Below are 15,423 nucleotides of genomic sequence, written 5' to 3'. Positions count from 1 at the left end.
ACAGATCCTAAATATACTCAAGTAACTGAGGCATTCGGGTGAGCGTAGTGACATTAGGATGATCAACCCGTACTGACTCCGGTGTGGTAAGAAAATGAAATGTGCAGATCTCGGCGTTGATACCAGCCTGCACACCTTTCACTGTGTCATCAACAAAGGCACATTGTTTGAGTGGTACTCCCATATTCATGGCAGCAAAGTGCAGAATATCGGGTTCCGGTTTCCAGCTGTTGGCTTCGAATGCACTGAATAGTTTGCCTTCAAAATAGGGTAACAGGCCGGTCAGGCGAAGGGTATGCTCAATTTTGCTGACTGGGGCATTAGAAGCGATGCACATTTCATAATCATTAGCGGCCAGCATTTCGAGCAGCTCAGGTACTCCCTGAACCGGATTCAAACCTTGCTTAAATAAACGTTCACACTCCTGGCGGTAAAGGGGTTCGAGAATATCAATTGAAATCAATAAGCCGACTCTTTCGCAGGTATCAGCCAGAATATCAGCCATTTTGCCACCCTGAAAATGACGTAAGCAGTCATCAAGACTGAGAGTGACACCAAAACGGGCAAAAACAGTGACCAATGCCTGATTACACAGCTTTTCACTGTCAACCAAAGTGCCATCGCAATCAAAAATGACACACCGGATATTACACTCTCTGTCCATCGCGGAGGATCCCAAGTTGTATTACGTTCTTATATACGGTTAATACAGCACGCGTGTTTCTACAATATGCGCATTGTGTATTTGTTAGCTTAATCGGCTTAATGGACGAGGCAGTGTGGAGAAATGAGAGACCGAGCCAGTCGCTTGCCTATCCCCAAGTAACCTCAAGATGCTCGGATTCATGCATCTTGAACTGGTTTGGGTATATACTTTTGGGAAAAAGCACAATAAACACGCAGTATTATAGGCTCGCTCTGTAGATCATTGACGTTCAGATCTGACTTGAAAGTGTTACATAATTAAAAAGGGATAATTATGTCATCATCAATTTTTCCGACCTGGCTTGGCGGATATGAAGTAAAAAACCATATTACCAACCCGAATATCCAGGTGGGTGATTACACCTACTATTCCGGTTTTTACCACGAGAAACATTTTGAAGATCAGTGTGTACATTATCTGCTGGGTGATGCCTCGAGCCAGAAGATATGGGAATCAGGAGTCTTTGGCGAAGTCGATAAATTGATCATAGGCAAGTATTGCTCAATCGCCTCCGGCGCTATATTTATGCTGGCGGGTAACCAGGGTCACCGGCACGATTGGATATCCTCCTTTCCTTTTGACTATGAAGTGTTTGGCGAAAAGGTTAAATCCGGCTTTGAACGCGCTGGTGATACTATTGTCGGTAATGATGTCTGGGTTGGCAGTGAATGCGTCATTATGCCGGGCGTCACCATTGGTGATGGTGCCGTAATTGGTGCCCGTGCGGTCGTCACCAAAGACGTCGAACCTTATACCGTTGTGGTTGGAAACCCGGGAAAGGCAGTTAAGAAACGTTTTACTGAGCAGCAAATCGCGATGTTGCTTGATATGAAATGGTGGTCTTGGCCGCTGGAGAAGCTGCAGGATAATATGGATTTAATGTGCAGTTCTGATATTGAAGGATTGTTTGAACGCTACCGGCAATTTTAACAATAAAAAAGACCTCTTGGTATATAACCAAATCAGCATCAAGATGCTGTCGCAGAATTGTCTGGCAACGTTCTCTTACTGATGAAAGAGGCCGTTTGATCCACATCAATGTAATCGATTGCATTGGGGGTATTTTAGCCTTGATTATCAAATTCTATGGAGAGAAAGATGGATCTTTTACGTTGTACTATTTTGTCTGATAATATTCCGGCGCATTTTTATTCAGCAGATGCCGCCATTGGGTTTCTTGATAAAATTCTTGAGGACGAGACTTTTTTTAGGGGCTCAATTGTAGTCCGGAATCGATCTAAGGAGATGGAGTTCAGGTTTAAGAGTCAAGAAAACATGCTGGAAAGCCTGATGAATTTATAGCAGTCTCTGAACAGGCGTTCGCTATACCCACACAGTGAACGTCCTCTATATGTAGATGATTGCCTTGGCGGCCATGATTATTCCTCTTCCTCAGCAAAAAAATAATATCACTTAAAAATGAATCGGTTCCAGTTAAGCTTGGTTTATCAAGTAGCTAGCGAGATAAATCATTGCTGTGGGATTTTGAAGGATTATTTGCCTCAGAGATAAGACCAGTCTTACTATTGATAATGATGATAATATGGCGACAGCGAGAGCATGGATGTGACAAAGTGATTTTGTCACTTTTCTCTGGCCTGACTGCAAATTACATTTAGAAATTATCAAGGACAATAACAGTGAAAAAAACAATGTTAGCCGCTATTTTATCTGCCGCTCCGTTTATGGCTTCTGCTGACGTGATGCTAGGTGCAGATGTTGAAGTTAATATGTGGCAACAAACGCATAATTTTGCAGGTTCTGAGGTTGATGGTGATGACTATAGTTATACTTTTGAAGCTTCTTTAGAGCACTTTATACCCCTTATCCCAAATTTTAAAATAGGTCAGTCTGAAGTTGATAACGATGACTATGCCTACACTAAGCGTGATTACACGCTGTATTATGAGTTTCTTGACAATGACTTAGTGTCATTGGATGCGGGTGTTGGCATTACTGAATTTTCTGATGGTAAAATCATCGGTGTTTCACTTGAGAAGTTTAGTGGATTTATACCGCATTTGTATGCAGGAGCAGAAGTCGGCATTCCTGGAACGCCGCTGTTTGTATTTGCAAAAGGTAATGGTATAGCTTACAGCGACAACCACATGATTGATGCGTCAGTCGGTATTCAGTATGCAATCGGCCTTTATGCTTTTGATCTTGAACTACAAGCAGGATATAGAGTTCATCAGCTTGATTTAGTGGGATTTGATGACTTGACCACTGATTTGGATGCTAAGACGGATGGTCTGTTTGCAGGTGTAAATCTGGATTTTTAAGACCAACTCTTACTTACGACACAGAGACGGTAACAGGTCGCCCATGGCGGCCTGTTTCGTATCTTGAGTAATCACTTGGGTATAGGCACGCCGTGACAGACGGATCCAGAACTATCGAAACGGTGTCGGATCAATACCAATTTTTCCCGGCGTTAGCCCGCCTTCAATGAATAACTCACTTTTAGCAAGGTTGATGTATTTAACCTGGCGATAGCGATTGAATTTCAATGAATAAAAGCATTTAACGACAGGCTTGGTCATCTCTTTATCATTTGATTTCCAGACCAGCCCCACTTGGCCATCAGACAGTTTAACTAGCGATCCGACAGGATAGAAACCGACACAACGAATAAACTGTTTAAGTAAAGAGGGATCAAGGTGATGCGGGACTAATCCCGTCATCAATTTGAAAGCTGCTGCCGGGCTCATGGCTTCCTTATAACATCGGGTCGCGGTTAAGGCGTCGTAAATATCAGCGATACTGCTCATACGTCCCACCAGAGAAATGCTTTTGTCTTTTAACCCGTTCGGATACCCGCTACCATCCAGCTTTTCATGGTGCATCAGGCTGACGTCTATACTGACTCGTGACAGGCCGGGAAAGCGTTCTAAAATCGGTTGTGACAATACCTGATGAAGCTTCATGTGTTCAAACTCTTCCGCCGTGAGCTTGCCAGGTTTATGTAATATTTCGTCTTGAACCTGAGTTTTACCAATATCATGAAGCACTCCGCCGACCGCAAGATCTTTCAGTACCGCCGGCTCAAAACCGAGGAAACGGCCAAAATTGACCAAGAGAAAAGCGACATTCAGCGAGTGTTCCAGTAAGTAGCAGTCTTTATTTCTGAGTGCAGCCACACATTGGAAGGCATCGGGGCTATGCACAATTGAATTAACTATGTCATCAGCAAGATCTTTAATAGGCTCAATATCGACACTTTTGCCCTGATAGACATCTTCCAGTACTTTCTCAAGAAGACTTTTCGATTCGTCTATTAGATGGCGCGCCTGATCCACATTACCGCTGAAGCCTGTGCTTTTTCTTGATTTCGGCGAGGGACGACTTTCCCCCGAAGCCGACGGCGTAGCACCTATCTCAACGAAGCGAGTCGGATCGATCCAAACCCACACAACCCCCTTATTGCGTAGATTTTCGAGAGCCTTCTGATGCTTTACTACTCCCGGATTGCAAACTGAAATCCGTCGCTCTTTATCTTCAACGTCAACAACGAACATTCCAATTTGAATTTTGCTAACCGGTAATTTTTCCAACATCACTTAATTGTTTCCATGCTAACTATGTCACCAGGCTATTACAGGGACAAATATTACAACTCGTGGCTATAATGCCTGATTTTGATTGTTCACACTGCTTTTGATTCAATGAGAGAGGTATTTCACTAAGAGTTGCTGACTTTATAAGCAACGTGTGACGTGGGGCATATATAGCGCCATCTGGCAGTAGGGGATAAACACTCACTCCCGAAAGGCGAGTTTTCCAGCGGAAGGTCAGCAGCCATTCATTTGGCCGAAGTTTGACGTTCAGCTTTTTGCTTATGGGCTTGATGATAATAATTGGTCTGTAGCCGGAATCAGGTTGAATGACACCGCGTGTTCAAGTGAAAATACTCAACTAATTTTGAGCCAGAGGTCGGTTTATGTACGAATTAAAGCGATTTTATTACCTGTAAATTGATCTGATCCCGAGCATCTTCAAAAAACCGTATTTTTTGGAAACAAAAGTTGAGACTTTCAAAAAAAATTGAGTAATATGTTAAAGATAAATAACGCCGAGAAAATGCTGCTCCACACATTTTCCTCTGCTGATGTAAAATGACGTGTAACAGGACAAACATTTTGTCCTTACTTTTGCCCTTAATATTCTGATGAGATAACCATGAGCAATTCTCTAGTTCTTGTAATCAATTCTGGTAGTTCTTCACTTAAATTTGCGTTAATCGATACTGTGAGCGGTGAGTCAACACTGAGTGGTCTTGGTGAGTGTTTCGGCCTTCCTGAAGCTAACGTTAGCTGGAAAATCAACGGCGAAAAACAGGAGTACAAACTTGACGATTCTGGTAATCACCACCAGCAAGCCGTAAACCGTATTGTAGCCCTGCTTGAAGAGCTAGGCATTAAGCAGGATATTGTGGCTGTCGGTCACCGTGTTGTACATGGTGGTGAGAAGTTTACGAAGACAGTTAAAATTGACGAAGCTGTTGTGCAGGAAATTGAGAACCTGAGCGATCTGGCTCCACTGCATAACCCTGCCCATGCGATTGGCATGCGCGTGGCGATGAAAGCGTTCCCGACACTGGCACAATACGCGGTATTCGATACTGCTTTCCACCAGACGATGCCAGCGAAGGCGTACATTGGTGCTATTTCTCAGAAGCTATATAAAGAATACGGTATTCGCCGCTATGGTTTCCATGGCACGAGCCACTATTTCGTCAGCCGTGAAGCTGCCAAGATGATCAATAAGCCTATCGACGAGAGCAGTTTTATCTCTGTTCACCTAGGCAATGGCGCATCAGTTTGTGCGATTAAGAACGGTAAAAGTGTTGATACCAGCATGGGCTTTACGCCATTATCTGGCCTTATGATGGGTACCCGTTGTGGTGACCTTGATCCAAGCATCATCGAGTTTATGCTGAAAAAAGGCTGGTCTCCGGAAGAGGTTTTCAAAGAGCTTAACTCTAAGTCGGGCCTGTTAGGTGTTTCCGGCCTGACAAGCGATTGCCGCGGCATTATCGAGGCGATGGAAAATGGCCACGAAGGCGCAACCCTGGCATTTGATATATTCACTTACCGTGTTTCAAAATACATTGGTTCTTACATGGTAGCTCTGGATAAACTTGATGGCATCATCTTCACAGCCGGTATTGGTGAAAATTCGCAGCCAATCCGGAGCAAGATCCTAGAGAACCTGAAGATCTTCGGTTACCTTGAAGACGAAGAAGCGAACGCCGCCGCACGTTTTGGCAACCGTGGCATCATCACCAAGCCAAACACGCCAGTTGCAATGGTGATTCCAACCAACGAAGAGTGGGTAATTGCCAAAGAATCTATGGCGTTACTGCACGCGTAATTGATCACCAACCCTGTCGGGTTAGTACTGAATTAGAAACGGCCCTGGGCATTAGCTCAGGGCCGTTTTTTGTTTCTGCCGCGAAGTTAGTCTTTTAAATAGCCGTTGGTCACCAGCGAGCAATTTACGGGCAGTTTTAACCGACTGTTTTCTGCAATAGGAGCCACACAAAACGGCACAACCCATAGCGTGAGCTTTGTTTCACCATTATCATGAAAAGAAAAATCGAAGCTAAGCTCGATGGGCTGGTTGAAGTCATCATGTGCCGGATAAATTAAATATAATTCCCCCTCACCATTAAGGTATTTATGGCCGTAGGCGAACATCTGATAAAAATCGGCTTGTGACAGACCGTATTTATCGGAGGTAGTCGATTTCGAACTATCAATCAGCTTCCACTTGGTATCTAGCACAATGCGATCAAGATTCCCTTGTCTGATCAGCAAATCAGGCATTAACCGGAAAAAGTCACGCTGACCATGGCTCACTAACGCTTTGCTACTTGCTTGAGTTTGCAGCTGATATTCCGGTTTGAGCTGTCTGCGTAGTATCTTGGCCACATAGGCTTCGAACACTTTCTCCATCGGGAACAGCAACGATACCGCATTCACGGAACCTTGCATGCTCATCGGTGTGATCCCTTCAAGGATCATCGCCGCCCAGTCCAGCGGAGCCTGATAATAATTCATCCCCCGGTCGAGTCGAACTGCTGCCAGATCTCGCTTCACATTAAGACTTAATGGCACATCCGAAAAAGCGAAATCTAACTCCCGACACAGCCTTTGGTGTGCTATTGAGCCCGTGTACCCCGCCACTTTTTTCAGTGCCGAATGGAGCAATCGATTTTCAGGGCGATTCTGTAAATACTCATCATATTCAACGCAGAATTTATGCGGTTTGGTCAGGTTATGCTTTAATTGCTGAGCCACCAACAATTTGCCTTTTTGAAAATTAAGGTTATCTTGCTTAGCGACATAATCAGAACGCAGCCCCTGTTTCACAAGGTTATTCACACTGTTTAAAAATTGGCCTATAAACACCTCAAACAACGGCAACCGTGTCGTCGCAACATTTGCCGCCTCAGTTTCAAGATGTTTAAAATCCCGCAATGCACTCAGCATGGTGAGCAACTTCCTGCGTGATTGAAATATGCCCTCTTCGCCATTACCCGTTTTGCCTATTTTGGGTAATACCTCAATCTGAACGCCTTGCGGAGTGCTAAGTATCCCGACATAGTTCTTAACCTGAATAACTTTGTTGCCGCGTAACGAGCGATATTGTAGGAAAGGTAAATCAGCCCCGCCTTGATCACTCTGGCTCAGGCAGCACTCTTCGAGATAGTCGAAAGCCGCTTTGGGGATCGCGATACAACGCGGATCGTCCAGCTTACTGGGGCTGAGATAACCATATTCAAACACATGATAGGTTTTCATCGTTAAGCCGCTTCCGTTTCCGGATTAACACGTTGCAGCGTTGAATCAGCAGGGTTGGCGGAAACGTTACCCCCCAAAATACCCAGGTACGCTTGTATTGAGGTAAAGGCTGACGAATTGATTTCATACCTGCTCTGCTGCTGCCCGAAACTATCAGCCTCGTAGCCAGGGCCAAACAAATCGTTAAGATTATTTAAGCGGTGTTCCTGAACAAACTGACAGTCTTCCTTTTTCTGGTTGTCACCTAGTATCAAGCGGATCTTGTGCCAGTCTTCGAAGAAATATTCTTCAAGTAGCGGAATGATCTTATTTTTAAATGCCGACTGTAGTTCCACAAAAGCCGCTTTCTCGCCCCGTTGCTCCATCATTTCTTTTACCGGAATAAAAAAAGCGTGTCCTAGGGTATGTTCACGATTGTACAGAACCTCGATCCGTTGGTTCATTATGGTTAACAGATCGCGCAAATTAATACCATGCACAACCGTATCTTGTAGCCGTGCAGGGTTGGGCATCATCTCTTTGAAATCGAAACGACGGCGCAGTGCGGTATCCATCATGGCCAGGGAGCGATCTGCTGTGTTCATGGTGCCGATAATGTATAGATTATCCGGTACGGAAAAATCAGGAGCGGTGTCTTTTGAATAGGGCAGGCGAACAGACAGAGCCTCTTTATTTGTTTCGCCGGTGCGTTTTGAAGGTTCAATCAGGGTGATCAGTTCACCAAAAATCTTCGAGATATTACCGCGGTTGATTTCATCAATAATGAGCACGTAATTGTTGTTCCGATCACCTGAGGCATCATCACAAATTTGTTTGAAGATCCCGTCTTTGACCTGATAGCGGATCTGACCGTTGTCATCCGTTTCAGCGCGGAGCCCTTGTACAAACTCCTCATAGCCAAAGCTTTGGTGAAAAGTGACAAATCGAATACGTTTCGCGCTAACCAATGCATCGTACTGTGTTTTTAATGCATCACGATCGTTTGTGACAACAAAATCCGGTTCAGCGGCGCGTACTGCTCCCTCAATGGTATGATAGGTTTTGCCTGTACCTGGAGGCCCATAGTAGATTGAGTTTAAAGGATATTCTGATGAATGCTTCATTACTTTATTATCTACAGATGACGCCATTTGGGGATCCTTATTGACATACCATTCTACAATCATACCGTTTTCCCATTTACCTACCTTCGCTTCTGCCGCATTGGAAATATGGCCGGTATAGTCACTTTCAGGACCGAGATAGCAGTAACTCTCACCATTACGCTCAAACAATGCCTGTTTCAGAAGCTTCCTTTTTTTTACTTCTGAGTTTTTAGTCGTGATTTCCCCATCGTTCCAGTGGTTGTATGTGAAATCATTAGGAATACATGAGCTTTCGGCGATACCTGCATCTTCCATAAGGACTTTAAGCTCTAGAGTGGAAAAGCTATCCCCTAAATTATCTTTGAGTGCAGCAATGAGCTTTTCAGCTCTTGATAGGGCTATCCCATAGTCGCTTGGTAGAAACCCCTTTCGCTCTTTAGGAAGAAAACCTAGTGAACGAGCAAGTGGTGTTTTAGAGGTCAGGTTATCTTTGATGTATGACATGACCTGTTCCGAATCAACTCTCGGTATTAAATGATATTTACCGCAGGCCGTCGTATAGGCACTATCTTGATCATTTCCAATTCTACGGCTTATTCCAAAGCCAAAGTGCCCCTTTTTTAAATCAATTTGAAAGAGGTGGTGACCTTTATTTTCGCTATGTTCTTTTAACCCGCAACGTAGACCACTTTGTGATGTCCATACATCAAACTCACCACACACTTCGGTCAACATTGCTAGTAGTGATGAAAATCGCACTTGGGTACGATTATCCCACTCGGTAAAGAAGGGCTGAATTTTGCTATCACTAATTAACTTATCTATAGCCACGGATTACCTTCAAATCTTATTATTTGGGTGAATAATGAGGTAATTATCATTTCAATATGTTGAGCGAAATCAATCAATACAAGGTACTTAAAGTCTCTTGGTTTAGTCTCAGTGATTGTGTTCTCTGGCCGCAAAAATCAATGACAGCGACGCCATCAGGGTGTTCTGAAAGGAATTTTCACATTTCCTCGTTTGCATCAGTTTCGATTAGTGTGCAAGCACTAGTAGTAAGGTTTGTAAGTACCTGATCTCTTCATATCACTTATGATGAGTAACGTAACGGATAAATAACTGTCTTGCCATGTTCGGATAGGAGATAATTTCTGGAAATTGTACCGCAGTGGTTTAATGATTTCACATTGCTGTTTTTGTTGGGGTTTCAGTCGGCGCATCAATGACGATGGATTGATTTGTCTGATACAATTGCCGGACAGGTCAATGTTAGTGATGAATTGAGGTTCAATTGCTATTAATGAATTTAAGTTTGACAATCAAGCCGATACTGAAGTGAATTATGTCTGACACCCGCACCCAACGCCATATGGCAATACTTCGCTATATCCCGCAGCAGCCCAGGTATACCACAACGATTGAACTTAAAAAAAGGCTGCTCACTGACGGTTTCGAGGTCTCAATGCGAATGCTGCAACGGGATATCGAAGCATTATGCTGCCAGTATGCGATTAACTGTGATGATAGCGTAAGACCTCACCGCTGGTTTCGGCTAAGAGGTGTCAGTTATGCCTCACTGGAGATGACACCGAGTACAGCACTGGCTATCAACATGCTTAGGGAACACTCACATCACTTGCTCCCCAGTCAGGTTCATGACAATCTGCAAGGTTTCTTTGCCCAGGCGACTCACAAGTTAGAAACTACACCTGAAAATCCTCTCTACAACTGGCCGTCGCGCATAGCCAGCCTGCCGTCCGGTTTTCAGCTTGGTCAAGCTTCGATCAACGAGCAGGTGATGCAAACCGTCGAACAGGCCTTGATCCACCAGAAAACGCTGGTTATTGATTATCGGCCACGCCCGCCACGATATAGCAAGCAATACCAGATCAATCCGTTAGGGCTGGTGGCGCGGGGGCATGTTTATTATCTGGTTGCCACCTTGCGAGACAGCGGTGAATATCGCCATTTCGTTTTGCATCGGGTTCTCAGTGCAGAACTCACGTCGCAACAATCTAGCTCGCCCGATGATTTTGACTTATCTGCGTATCTCGAAAAAGGCAGCATGAGTTTTCCCAAAAAAGAAGTGATTACCCTTGAGCTAAAAGTGGCTTATATTGAAGGTTATCACTTGCTCGAAACACCGTTGAGTCCCGAGCAGGAAGTTACTTATCCGGACTCACATCATTTCATTATTCGGGCGGAGGTCAATTATACCGAGGAGCTGAAATGGTGGCTGATGTCGATTTCAGATATCAGCCAGGTGCTTGGCCCTATAGATCTGAGAAATGAGTTGGCCGATAGCCTGAAAAAAGCGGCCCAGCAGTATCAGTAATCTCCTCCCCGAAAGGCGTTCGCCACAACGCCTTTATTGGATTTGTCAAAGTTGGCAAACTTATTTGATTTCTTCTGTTTTTATCCAGCTGATTTGACTTTTCGGTGGCTCCTCATTGCGGATCCGTTTATAGGCATCACTGACGTGGTAGGCCCATATGCGGCGTTTAGTTAAACGTCCATTTAAATTGTATGTAACCAAATATTCTTTCATCTCTATTTTCCTGGTTTGATTAACTGTTAAGTGATTATCCTTACCTCGGCGACACACTGTGACTTTAGGTAAAACGACATATTCTGACGCTTAACAGGGGTATATTGATAACTTGGCAATTAGAGAGAAAGAAAACGGATATGCTGTTATGGATCACCGATACCCCGGAGCTGTTCACGGAAACCGAAAATTTGGTCATTCGCTCGCCAGATCAGCTCTCGGCAACCAGCCCACAGGGCCCGACTTTCGTGGTCATTGATATTCGCCTCCCCCAGCAGGCTCTGATCAACTGGGCGGTTCAACGAAAACAAACTACCTTGTGGTGGCTGCCAGCTGTTGATATCCCCGACCCCCATTGCGGTGTGATGGCGGCTGATTGCAGTGCTGCTGAATTTATCCCGCTGCTTAGCCATATTTACCACAGAGAAGGGGTGATCACGCTTGCGCCAGGCGAGCTGGAATCGGCGCTCTGCAACAACCGCTATGCGCGGGTTTTTCTTGCGCCAACTGAAAGTGGCGATCTGATTGATAGCCAGGAATGGTCGCTGGGGTATGCAATACATCGCGGGCTGGATGGTAGCCTTGATGATTTTCAGCTTGTCACAGATCTGGTGCGTAGTCGATTTAAGATCAATACCCTTTATTGTCTTTGTGAGCCGGGAAACGGTGTAAATTTGGTACTGACTTTTAGTAACTAACGATCCTGCTTGGTATTCAGCCTTAGACGTCATGAAATGACGCTTAGGTATGAATAATAGAGACATCCCTACGACAGATGACAATAAAAAATACAATGGAATTTAAAACCAACGCGCTATACAAATCAGATACAGTTCTGGCAGAAGAAGATGCGATCGTCTACGGCGGAAATGTTACTGTCCTCGACCTGAAATGTGCTGCACGACTGTACCCGATATTAATAAAACTGGCCAAGCAAAAGCAGACCGTCACTTATGGGCAATTGTGCCAGCTGGCGCATGATGCATATCCAGACTGGGAGCACATCAGATCTATCATTCCTGTACGTTGTGGACGCCTGCTGGGTGTGATTGGCCAGTTTCAGCAAGAAAACAACCTGCCTTTCCTGCAAGCCCTGGTTCTGAACCAGACCAAAAAAGATTGTGGCAGCGGAATAAAAGAAGTAATGGATACCAAGCTTGCCCGTCAGGAAGTCTTTGAGTTCGACTGGGAAAGCGTGACCGATTCATTTCATCACTATATTACCCTGACCGAAAAGCGGGTAACTCGCCCCAAAAAGGCTGCACCACCCTTAATGAGCAGCGATGAAGCTCATAAGCTGATGTTTGGCTACTACAAAGCCCATAAAACCTCGCTTCCCCGTCAGATTTCTGAACACCGAGATGCACTGGTGACACTGATCCAATACGGTAAAACAGCCGAAGAAGCGTTTGCGATTATTGTTGACCAACATATCTGAATCACCCCATAGCAGTGTGTCGTAGCAATACTGTCGTCATTAATTAATGAGAACCACAAATGAAAGATATCCTTGAAGAGTTAGCTTCGCAGCTCCACCATGTCGATGCCTTCCATGGGCGCACTCGAACACTTTTTGAGGCCGCAGATACCGCTGACTGGGATACGATTGACCAGCAACTGAATGAATCCGATGCGGAGCTGGATAGAGATGACCTATGGGTATTGTATTCTGAATCAGGTTGTTTTGACTAAGTTGCCTAAGGGCTTGGTTAATATCCTGCTTAGAACACAGGATAATTACGGAACGGAAAACGGCTCTGGGCATCTGCTCAGGGCCGTTTTTTTGCATATTGTTTATGTTCACATGTAAGCAAAAACATTACTTACAGCTTTACAACAATATCTTCCATGGCTAAGCGAGACTTAGGGAATGCAGCATTATAGTCTGTATTCTCGTCACGATATCCAATTGCAAGGGCAACGTGGCAAACATGGCCATCGAGTTCTGCTGCAAACTCTTTGCTAATCATTTCACTATCAATCCCCTCCATCGGCGTAGAGTCGATATTTAAACGAGCAACAGTGTGCAGCGTATTACCAAGGGCAATGTATGTTTGTGCTTTAGTCCACGCTTCTGTGTTACCTGTTTCATCAGTATTTAGCTCAGCAAAGACAAAACCGCCGAATGCACTTTCTTTATCTTCAGGTTTCGTACGCTTGTCCTCAATGCCTTTATCAACAACAGCCTCATAATTCGCACGGGTATAGGCAGGGTTATGGGCAAATAGAATAATATGTGATGCACTGAATACATGAGGTTGGTTAAATTGAAACTTATTAATAAACGTATCATGCATACGTTGTTTTGCTTTATCACTCTCGATAACAATAAACTTCCAAGGCTGAGAGTTTATTGAAGAAGCCGATAAACGAATCGCTTCTAATATTACATCAAGATCTTCTTGAGAAACTTTTTTCGAAGGATCAAATCTCTTTGTTGTGTAACGAGAATTTAAATCGCTGATAATTTGATGAGTCATTTTATATCCATAATGATAAATAACTATTATTAATAGTAAGCTTAAGGTGATGGAGATTACTCTTAATAGCTCGCTTCTATCTCATCGGCTTTATGAAAAGCCGGATGGGTTTCTAGCTGCTTGGCGTAAACGGCGATATTTGGGAAATTGTCTATTGCACCGTTGTTATGCAATATCTCAACAATAAAAGACATCATAATGTCAGCACCAGTAAGCTTCTCGGCAACAAAATATCGCTTCCCTTGTAGCGACTGGTTGAAATAGCTCATGACTTTTGCCGTTTCTGCTTCGGCGTAGTCAGCTAGAAAGTTGGTTTCGCAGCCATCTTTGGCAATGAACATCTTCAGCAGCAGGGGAAGAATGGCTGAACTCTCGGCAAAGTGCATCCACTGAGAATACTCGACGTAATCTTGCGTGCCTTTCTCGGGAGATAATTGCCCTGCGGCATGCTTCTCGATAAGGTATTGTGTGATTGCGCCTGACTCAGCGATCACCAAACCATCGTCTTCAATCACTGGCGATTTACCCAAGGGGTGGATAGACTTCAGCTCTGGCGGCGCAAGAAAAGTAACGCTATCACGTTGGTAAGGTACAACTTGATAGTTCACGCCTAACTCTTCCAGCAGCCAGATAATTCGCTTCGAACGGGACTTGTTCAGGTGATGTAATTTAATCATTATTGGGTTCCTTTTGATTGCTTATAGTGGCTGATTGATCTGAATAACAAGCTTACCGAAGTTCTTACCTTCCAATAGGCCGATAAAGGCTCCAGGCGCATTCTCGAGTCCTTTCACTAAATGCTCTTTGTATTGGATTTTACCTTCAGACAGCCATTGCCCCATATCTTGGGCAAACTCATTGTAGCGGTGTGCATAGTCATCAAAGATGATGAAACCCTGCATCTTGATGCGCTTGACGAGGAGAGTGCCCATCAACATAGAAGTGCGGTCTGGGCCTTCAGGTAGAGAAGTCGCGTTGTATTGGGAAATCAAACCACATATCGGTACACGCGCACCGGTGTTGAGTAATGGTTGAACCGCATCAAATACCTTGCCGCCGACATTTTCAAAATAGACATCAATACCATTGTCACACGCTGTGGCTAGTTGCTGCTCAAAGTCTTCCGCCTTATGATCAATACACTCATCAAATCCCAATATTTCTTTGGCGTAACGACACTTTTCTTCGCCTCCCGCAATACCGATAACACGGCAGCCTTTTAGTTTACCAATTTGTCCAACTGTTGCTCCTACTGGGCCTGTTGCTGCTGCCACTACCAATGTATCGCCTTGCTTTGGCTGGCCAATGTCTAACAAACCCATATACGCGGTAAAACCAGGCATCCCCATAATGCCCAATGCATAAGATGGGGCTGTCGGCGCCTTACCAAGCTTGAGTAGACCTTCGCCGTCAGAAAGTCCGTATTCTTGCCAACCTGTATAAGCAAGTACCCACTCTCCAACTTCAAATTCTGGGTTGTTGGATTTTTCTACCTGGCAAACCGTTGCTCCAACCATGACATCATCCACGGCGACAGGCTCAGCGTAGGATTTTGCATCATTCATACGTCCGCGCATGTACGGATCCAGTGATAGGTATACACCGCGAAGCAGTACTTCACCGTTTGCGGGGACTGGTTTTGCCATTGTCTCTAAGCGAAAGTTACCTTGTGTCGGCGCTCCCACAGGTCGAGAAGCTAAAACAATCCGTGAATTGGTACTTTGTGTATCTGCCATATGGGGTTCCCTATTTGAGTCATTGTTAATATGTTTTATCAGACGGTGATGAATTAGGT

16 protein-coding genes are annotated in these 15,423 nt (G+C 44.5%); 8 read left to right on the top strand and 8 right to left on the bottom strand.

What is annotated here, in order from left to right; genetic code table 11:
• Positions 1-7: 7 nt before the first annotated feature.
• A complete protein-coding gene (yieH, locus tag C9I89_RS13855) occupies positions 8-664 on the bottom strand; it encodes a 6-phosphogluconate phosphatase (protein ID WP_107283928.1) in 657 nt (218 codons plus the stop codon).
• A 315-nt stretch (positions 665-979) separates the two neighbouring features.
• Between yieH and C9I89_RS13850 the strand changes: the two genes are divergently transcribed.
• The 3 genes from C9I89_RS13850 to C9I89_RS13840 all read left to right on the top strand — a co-directional run bounded on the left by C9I89_RS13850 (position 980) and on the right by C9I89_RS13840 (position 2,988).
• Positions 980-1,636 (top strand): CatB-related O-acetyltransferase, encoded by a 657-nt coding sequence (locus C9I89_RS13850; RefSeq protein ID WP_107283927.1) that lies wholly within the window; start codon positions 980-982, stop codon positions 1,634-1,636.
• Positions 1,637-1,804: 168 nt separating this feature from the next.
• On the top strand, positions 1,805-2,008 hold the full coding sequence (locus C9I89_RS13845) for a hypothetical protein (RefSeq protein ID WP_107283926.1): 204 nt from the start codon (positions 1,805-1,807) through the stop codon (positions 2,006-2,008).
• A 338-nt stretch (positions 2,009-2,346) separates the two neighbouring features.
• Positions 2,347-2,988, top strand: coding sequence for a TIGR04219 family outer membrane beta-barrel protein (locus C9I89_RS13840; protein ID WP_107283925.1), 642 nt, complete (start codon positions 2,347-2,349; stop codon positions 2,986-2,988).
• 111 nt (positions 2,989-3,099) lie between these two features.
• On the opposite strand, the gene C9I89_RS13835 is transcribed toward C9I89_RS13840, so the two are convergent.
• On the bottom strand, positions 3,100-4,263 hold the full coding sequence (locus C9I89_RS13835; protein WP_107283924.1) for a cyclic di-GMP phosphodiesterase: 1,164 nt from the start codon (positions 4,261-4,263) through the stop codon (positions 3,100-3,102).
• A gap of 622 nt (positions 4,264-4,885) precedes the next feature.
• Here C9I89_RS13835 and C9I89_RS13830 point away from each other — a divergent pair.
• Complete coding sequence (locus tag C9I89_RS13830; protein WP_107283923.1) at positions 4,886-6,079, top strand: acetate/propionate family kinase; 1,194 nt, start codon at positions 4,886-4,888, stop codon at positions 6,077-6,079.
• Positions 6,080-6,165: 86 nt separating this feature from the next.
• On the opposite strand, the gene C9I89_RS13825 is transcribed toward C9I89_RS13830, so the two are convergent.
• Both C9I89_RS13825 and C9I89_RS13820 read right to left on the bottom strand, forming a co-directional pair.
• Positions 6,166-7,512 carry an McrC family protein gene (locus tag C9I89_RS13825; protein ID WP_107283922.1) on the bottom strand — a complete coding sequence of 449 codons (1,347 nt, stop codon included), beginning with the start codon at positions 7,510-7,512 and terminating at the stop codon, positions 6,166-6,168.
• Between the two features lie 2 nt (positions 7,513-7,514).
• Positions 7,515-9,428 (bottom strand): McrB family protein, encoded by a 1,914-nt coding sequence (locus tag C9I89_RS13820; RefSeq protein WP_245905490.1) that lies wholly within the window; start codon positions 9,426-9,428, stop codon positions 7,515-7,517.
• Between the two features lie 514 nt (positions 9,429-9,942).
• Here C9I89_RS13820 and C9I89_RS13815 point away from each other — a divergent pair.
• Entirely contained in the window at positions 9,943-10,935 is a 993-nt protein-coding gene (locus C9I89_RS13815; RefSeq protein ID WP_107283921.1) for a helix-turn-helix transcriptional regulator, read from the top strand.
• Positions 10,936-10,995: 60 nt separating this feature from the next.
• Here C9I89_RS13815 and C9I89_RS22545 read toward each other — a convergent pair whose 3' ends face one another.
• Positions 10,996-11,148: a hypothetical protein gene (locus C9I89_RS22545; protein WP_170107702.1), complete on the bottom strand. Its 153-nt coding sequence runs from the start codon at positions 11,146-11,148 to the stop codon at positions 10,996-10,998.
• A 140-nt stretch (positions 11,149-11,288) separates the two neighbouring features.
• On the opposite strand from C9I89_RS22545, the gene C9I89_RS13810 reads away from it, so the two are divergent.
• The 3 genes from C9I89_RS13810 to C9I89_RS13800 all read left to right on the top strand — a co-directional run bounded on the left by C9I89_RS13810 (position 11,289) and on the right by C9I89_RS13800 (position 12,840).
• Positions 11,289-11,846, top strand: a complete 558-nt coding sequence (locus tag C9I89_RS13810) for a hypothetical protein (protein WP_107283920.1) — start codon at positions 11,289-11,291, stop codon at positions 11,844-11,846.
• 95 nt (positions 11,847-11,941) lie between these two features.
• Positions 11,942-12,586, top strand: coding sequence for a hypothetical protein (locus C9I89_RS13805; protein ID WP_107283919.1), 645 nt, complete (start codon positions 11,942-11,944; stop codon positions 12,584-12,586).
• Positions 12,587-12,645: 59 nt separating this feature from the next.
• The gene (locus C9I89_RS13800; protein WP_107283918.1) at positions 12,646-12,840 is read left to right on the top strand and encodes a hypothetical protein; all 195 of its coding nucleotides are present in this window, start codon (positions 12,646-12,648) and stop codon (positions 12,838-12,840) included.
• 131 nt (positions 12,841-12,971) lie between these two features.
• Here C9I89_RS13800 and C9I89_RS13795 read toward each other — a convergent pair whose 3' ends face one another.
• The 3 genes from C9I89_RS13795 to C9I89_RS13785 form a co-directional block, all read right to left on the bottom strand.
• Complete coding sequence (locus C9I89_RS13795) at positions 12,972-13,628, bottom strand: nitroreductase family protein (protein ID WP_107283917.1); 657 nt, start codon at positions 13,626-13,628, stop codon at positions 12,972-12,974.
• A 62-nt stretch (positions 13,629-13,690) separates the two neighbouring features.
• Positions 13,691-14,305 (bottom strand): glutathione S-transferase family protein, encoded by a 615-nt coding sequence (locus C9I89_RS13790; protein WP_107283916.1) that lies wholly within the window; start codon positions 14,303-14,305, stop codon positions 13,691-13,693.
• A 21-nt stretch (positions 14,306-14,326) separates the two neighbouring features.
• Complete coding sequence (locus tag C9I89_RS13785; RefSeq protein ID WP_107283915.1) at positions 14,327-15,364, bottom strand: NADP-dependent oxidoreductase; 1,038 nt, start codon at positions 15,362-15,364, stop codon at positions 14,327-14,329.
• Positions 15,365-15,423: the final 59 nt, after the last annotated feature.

It is taken from the genome of Photobacterium lipolyticum, assembly GCF_003026475.1.
Lineage (GTDB): Bacteria > Pseudomonadota > Gammaproteobacteria > Enterobacterales > Vibrionaceae > Photobacterium > Photobacterium lipolyticum.
Note: the sequence above shows the minus strand (reverse complement) of the source record. Positions and strands in the feature narration are given on the sequence as shown.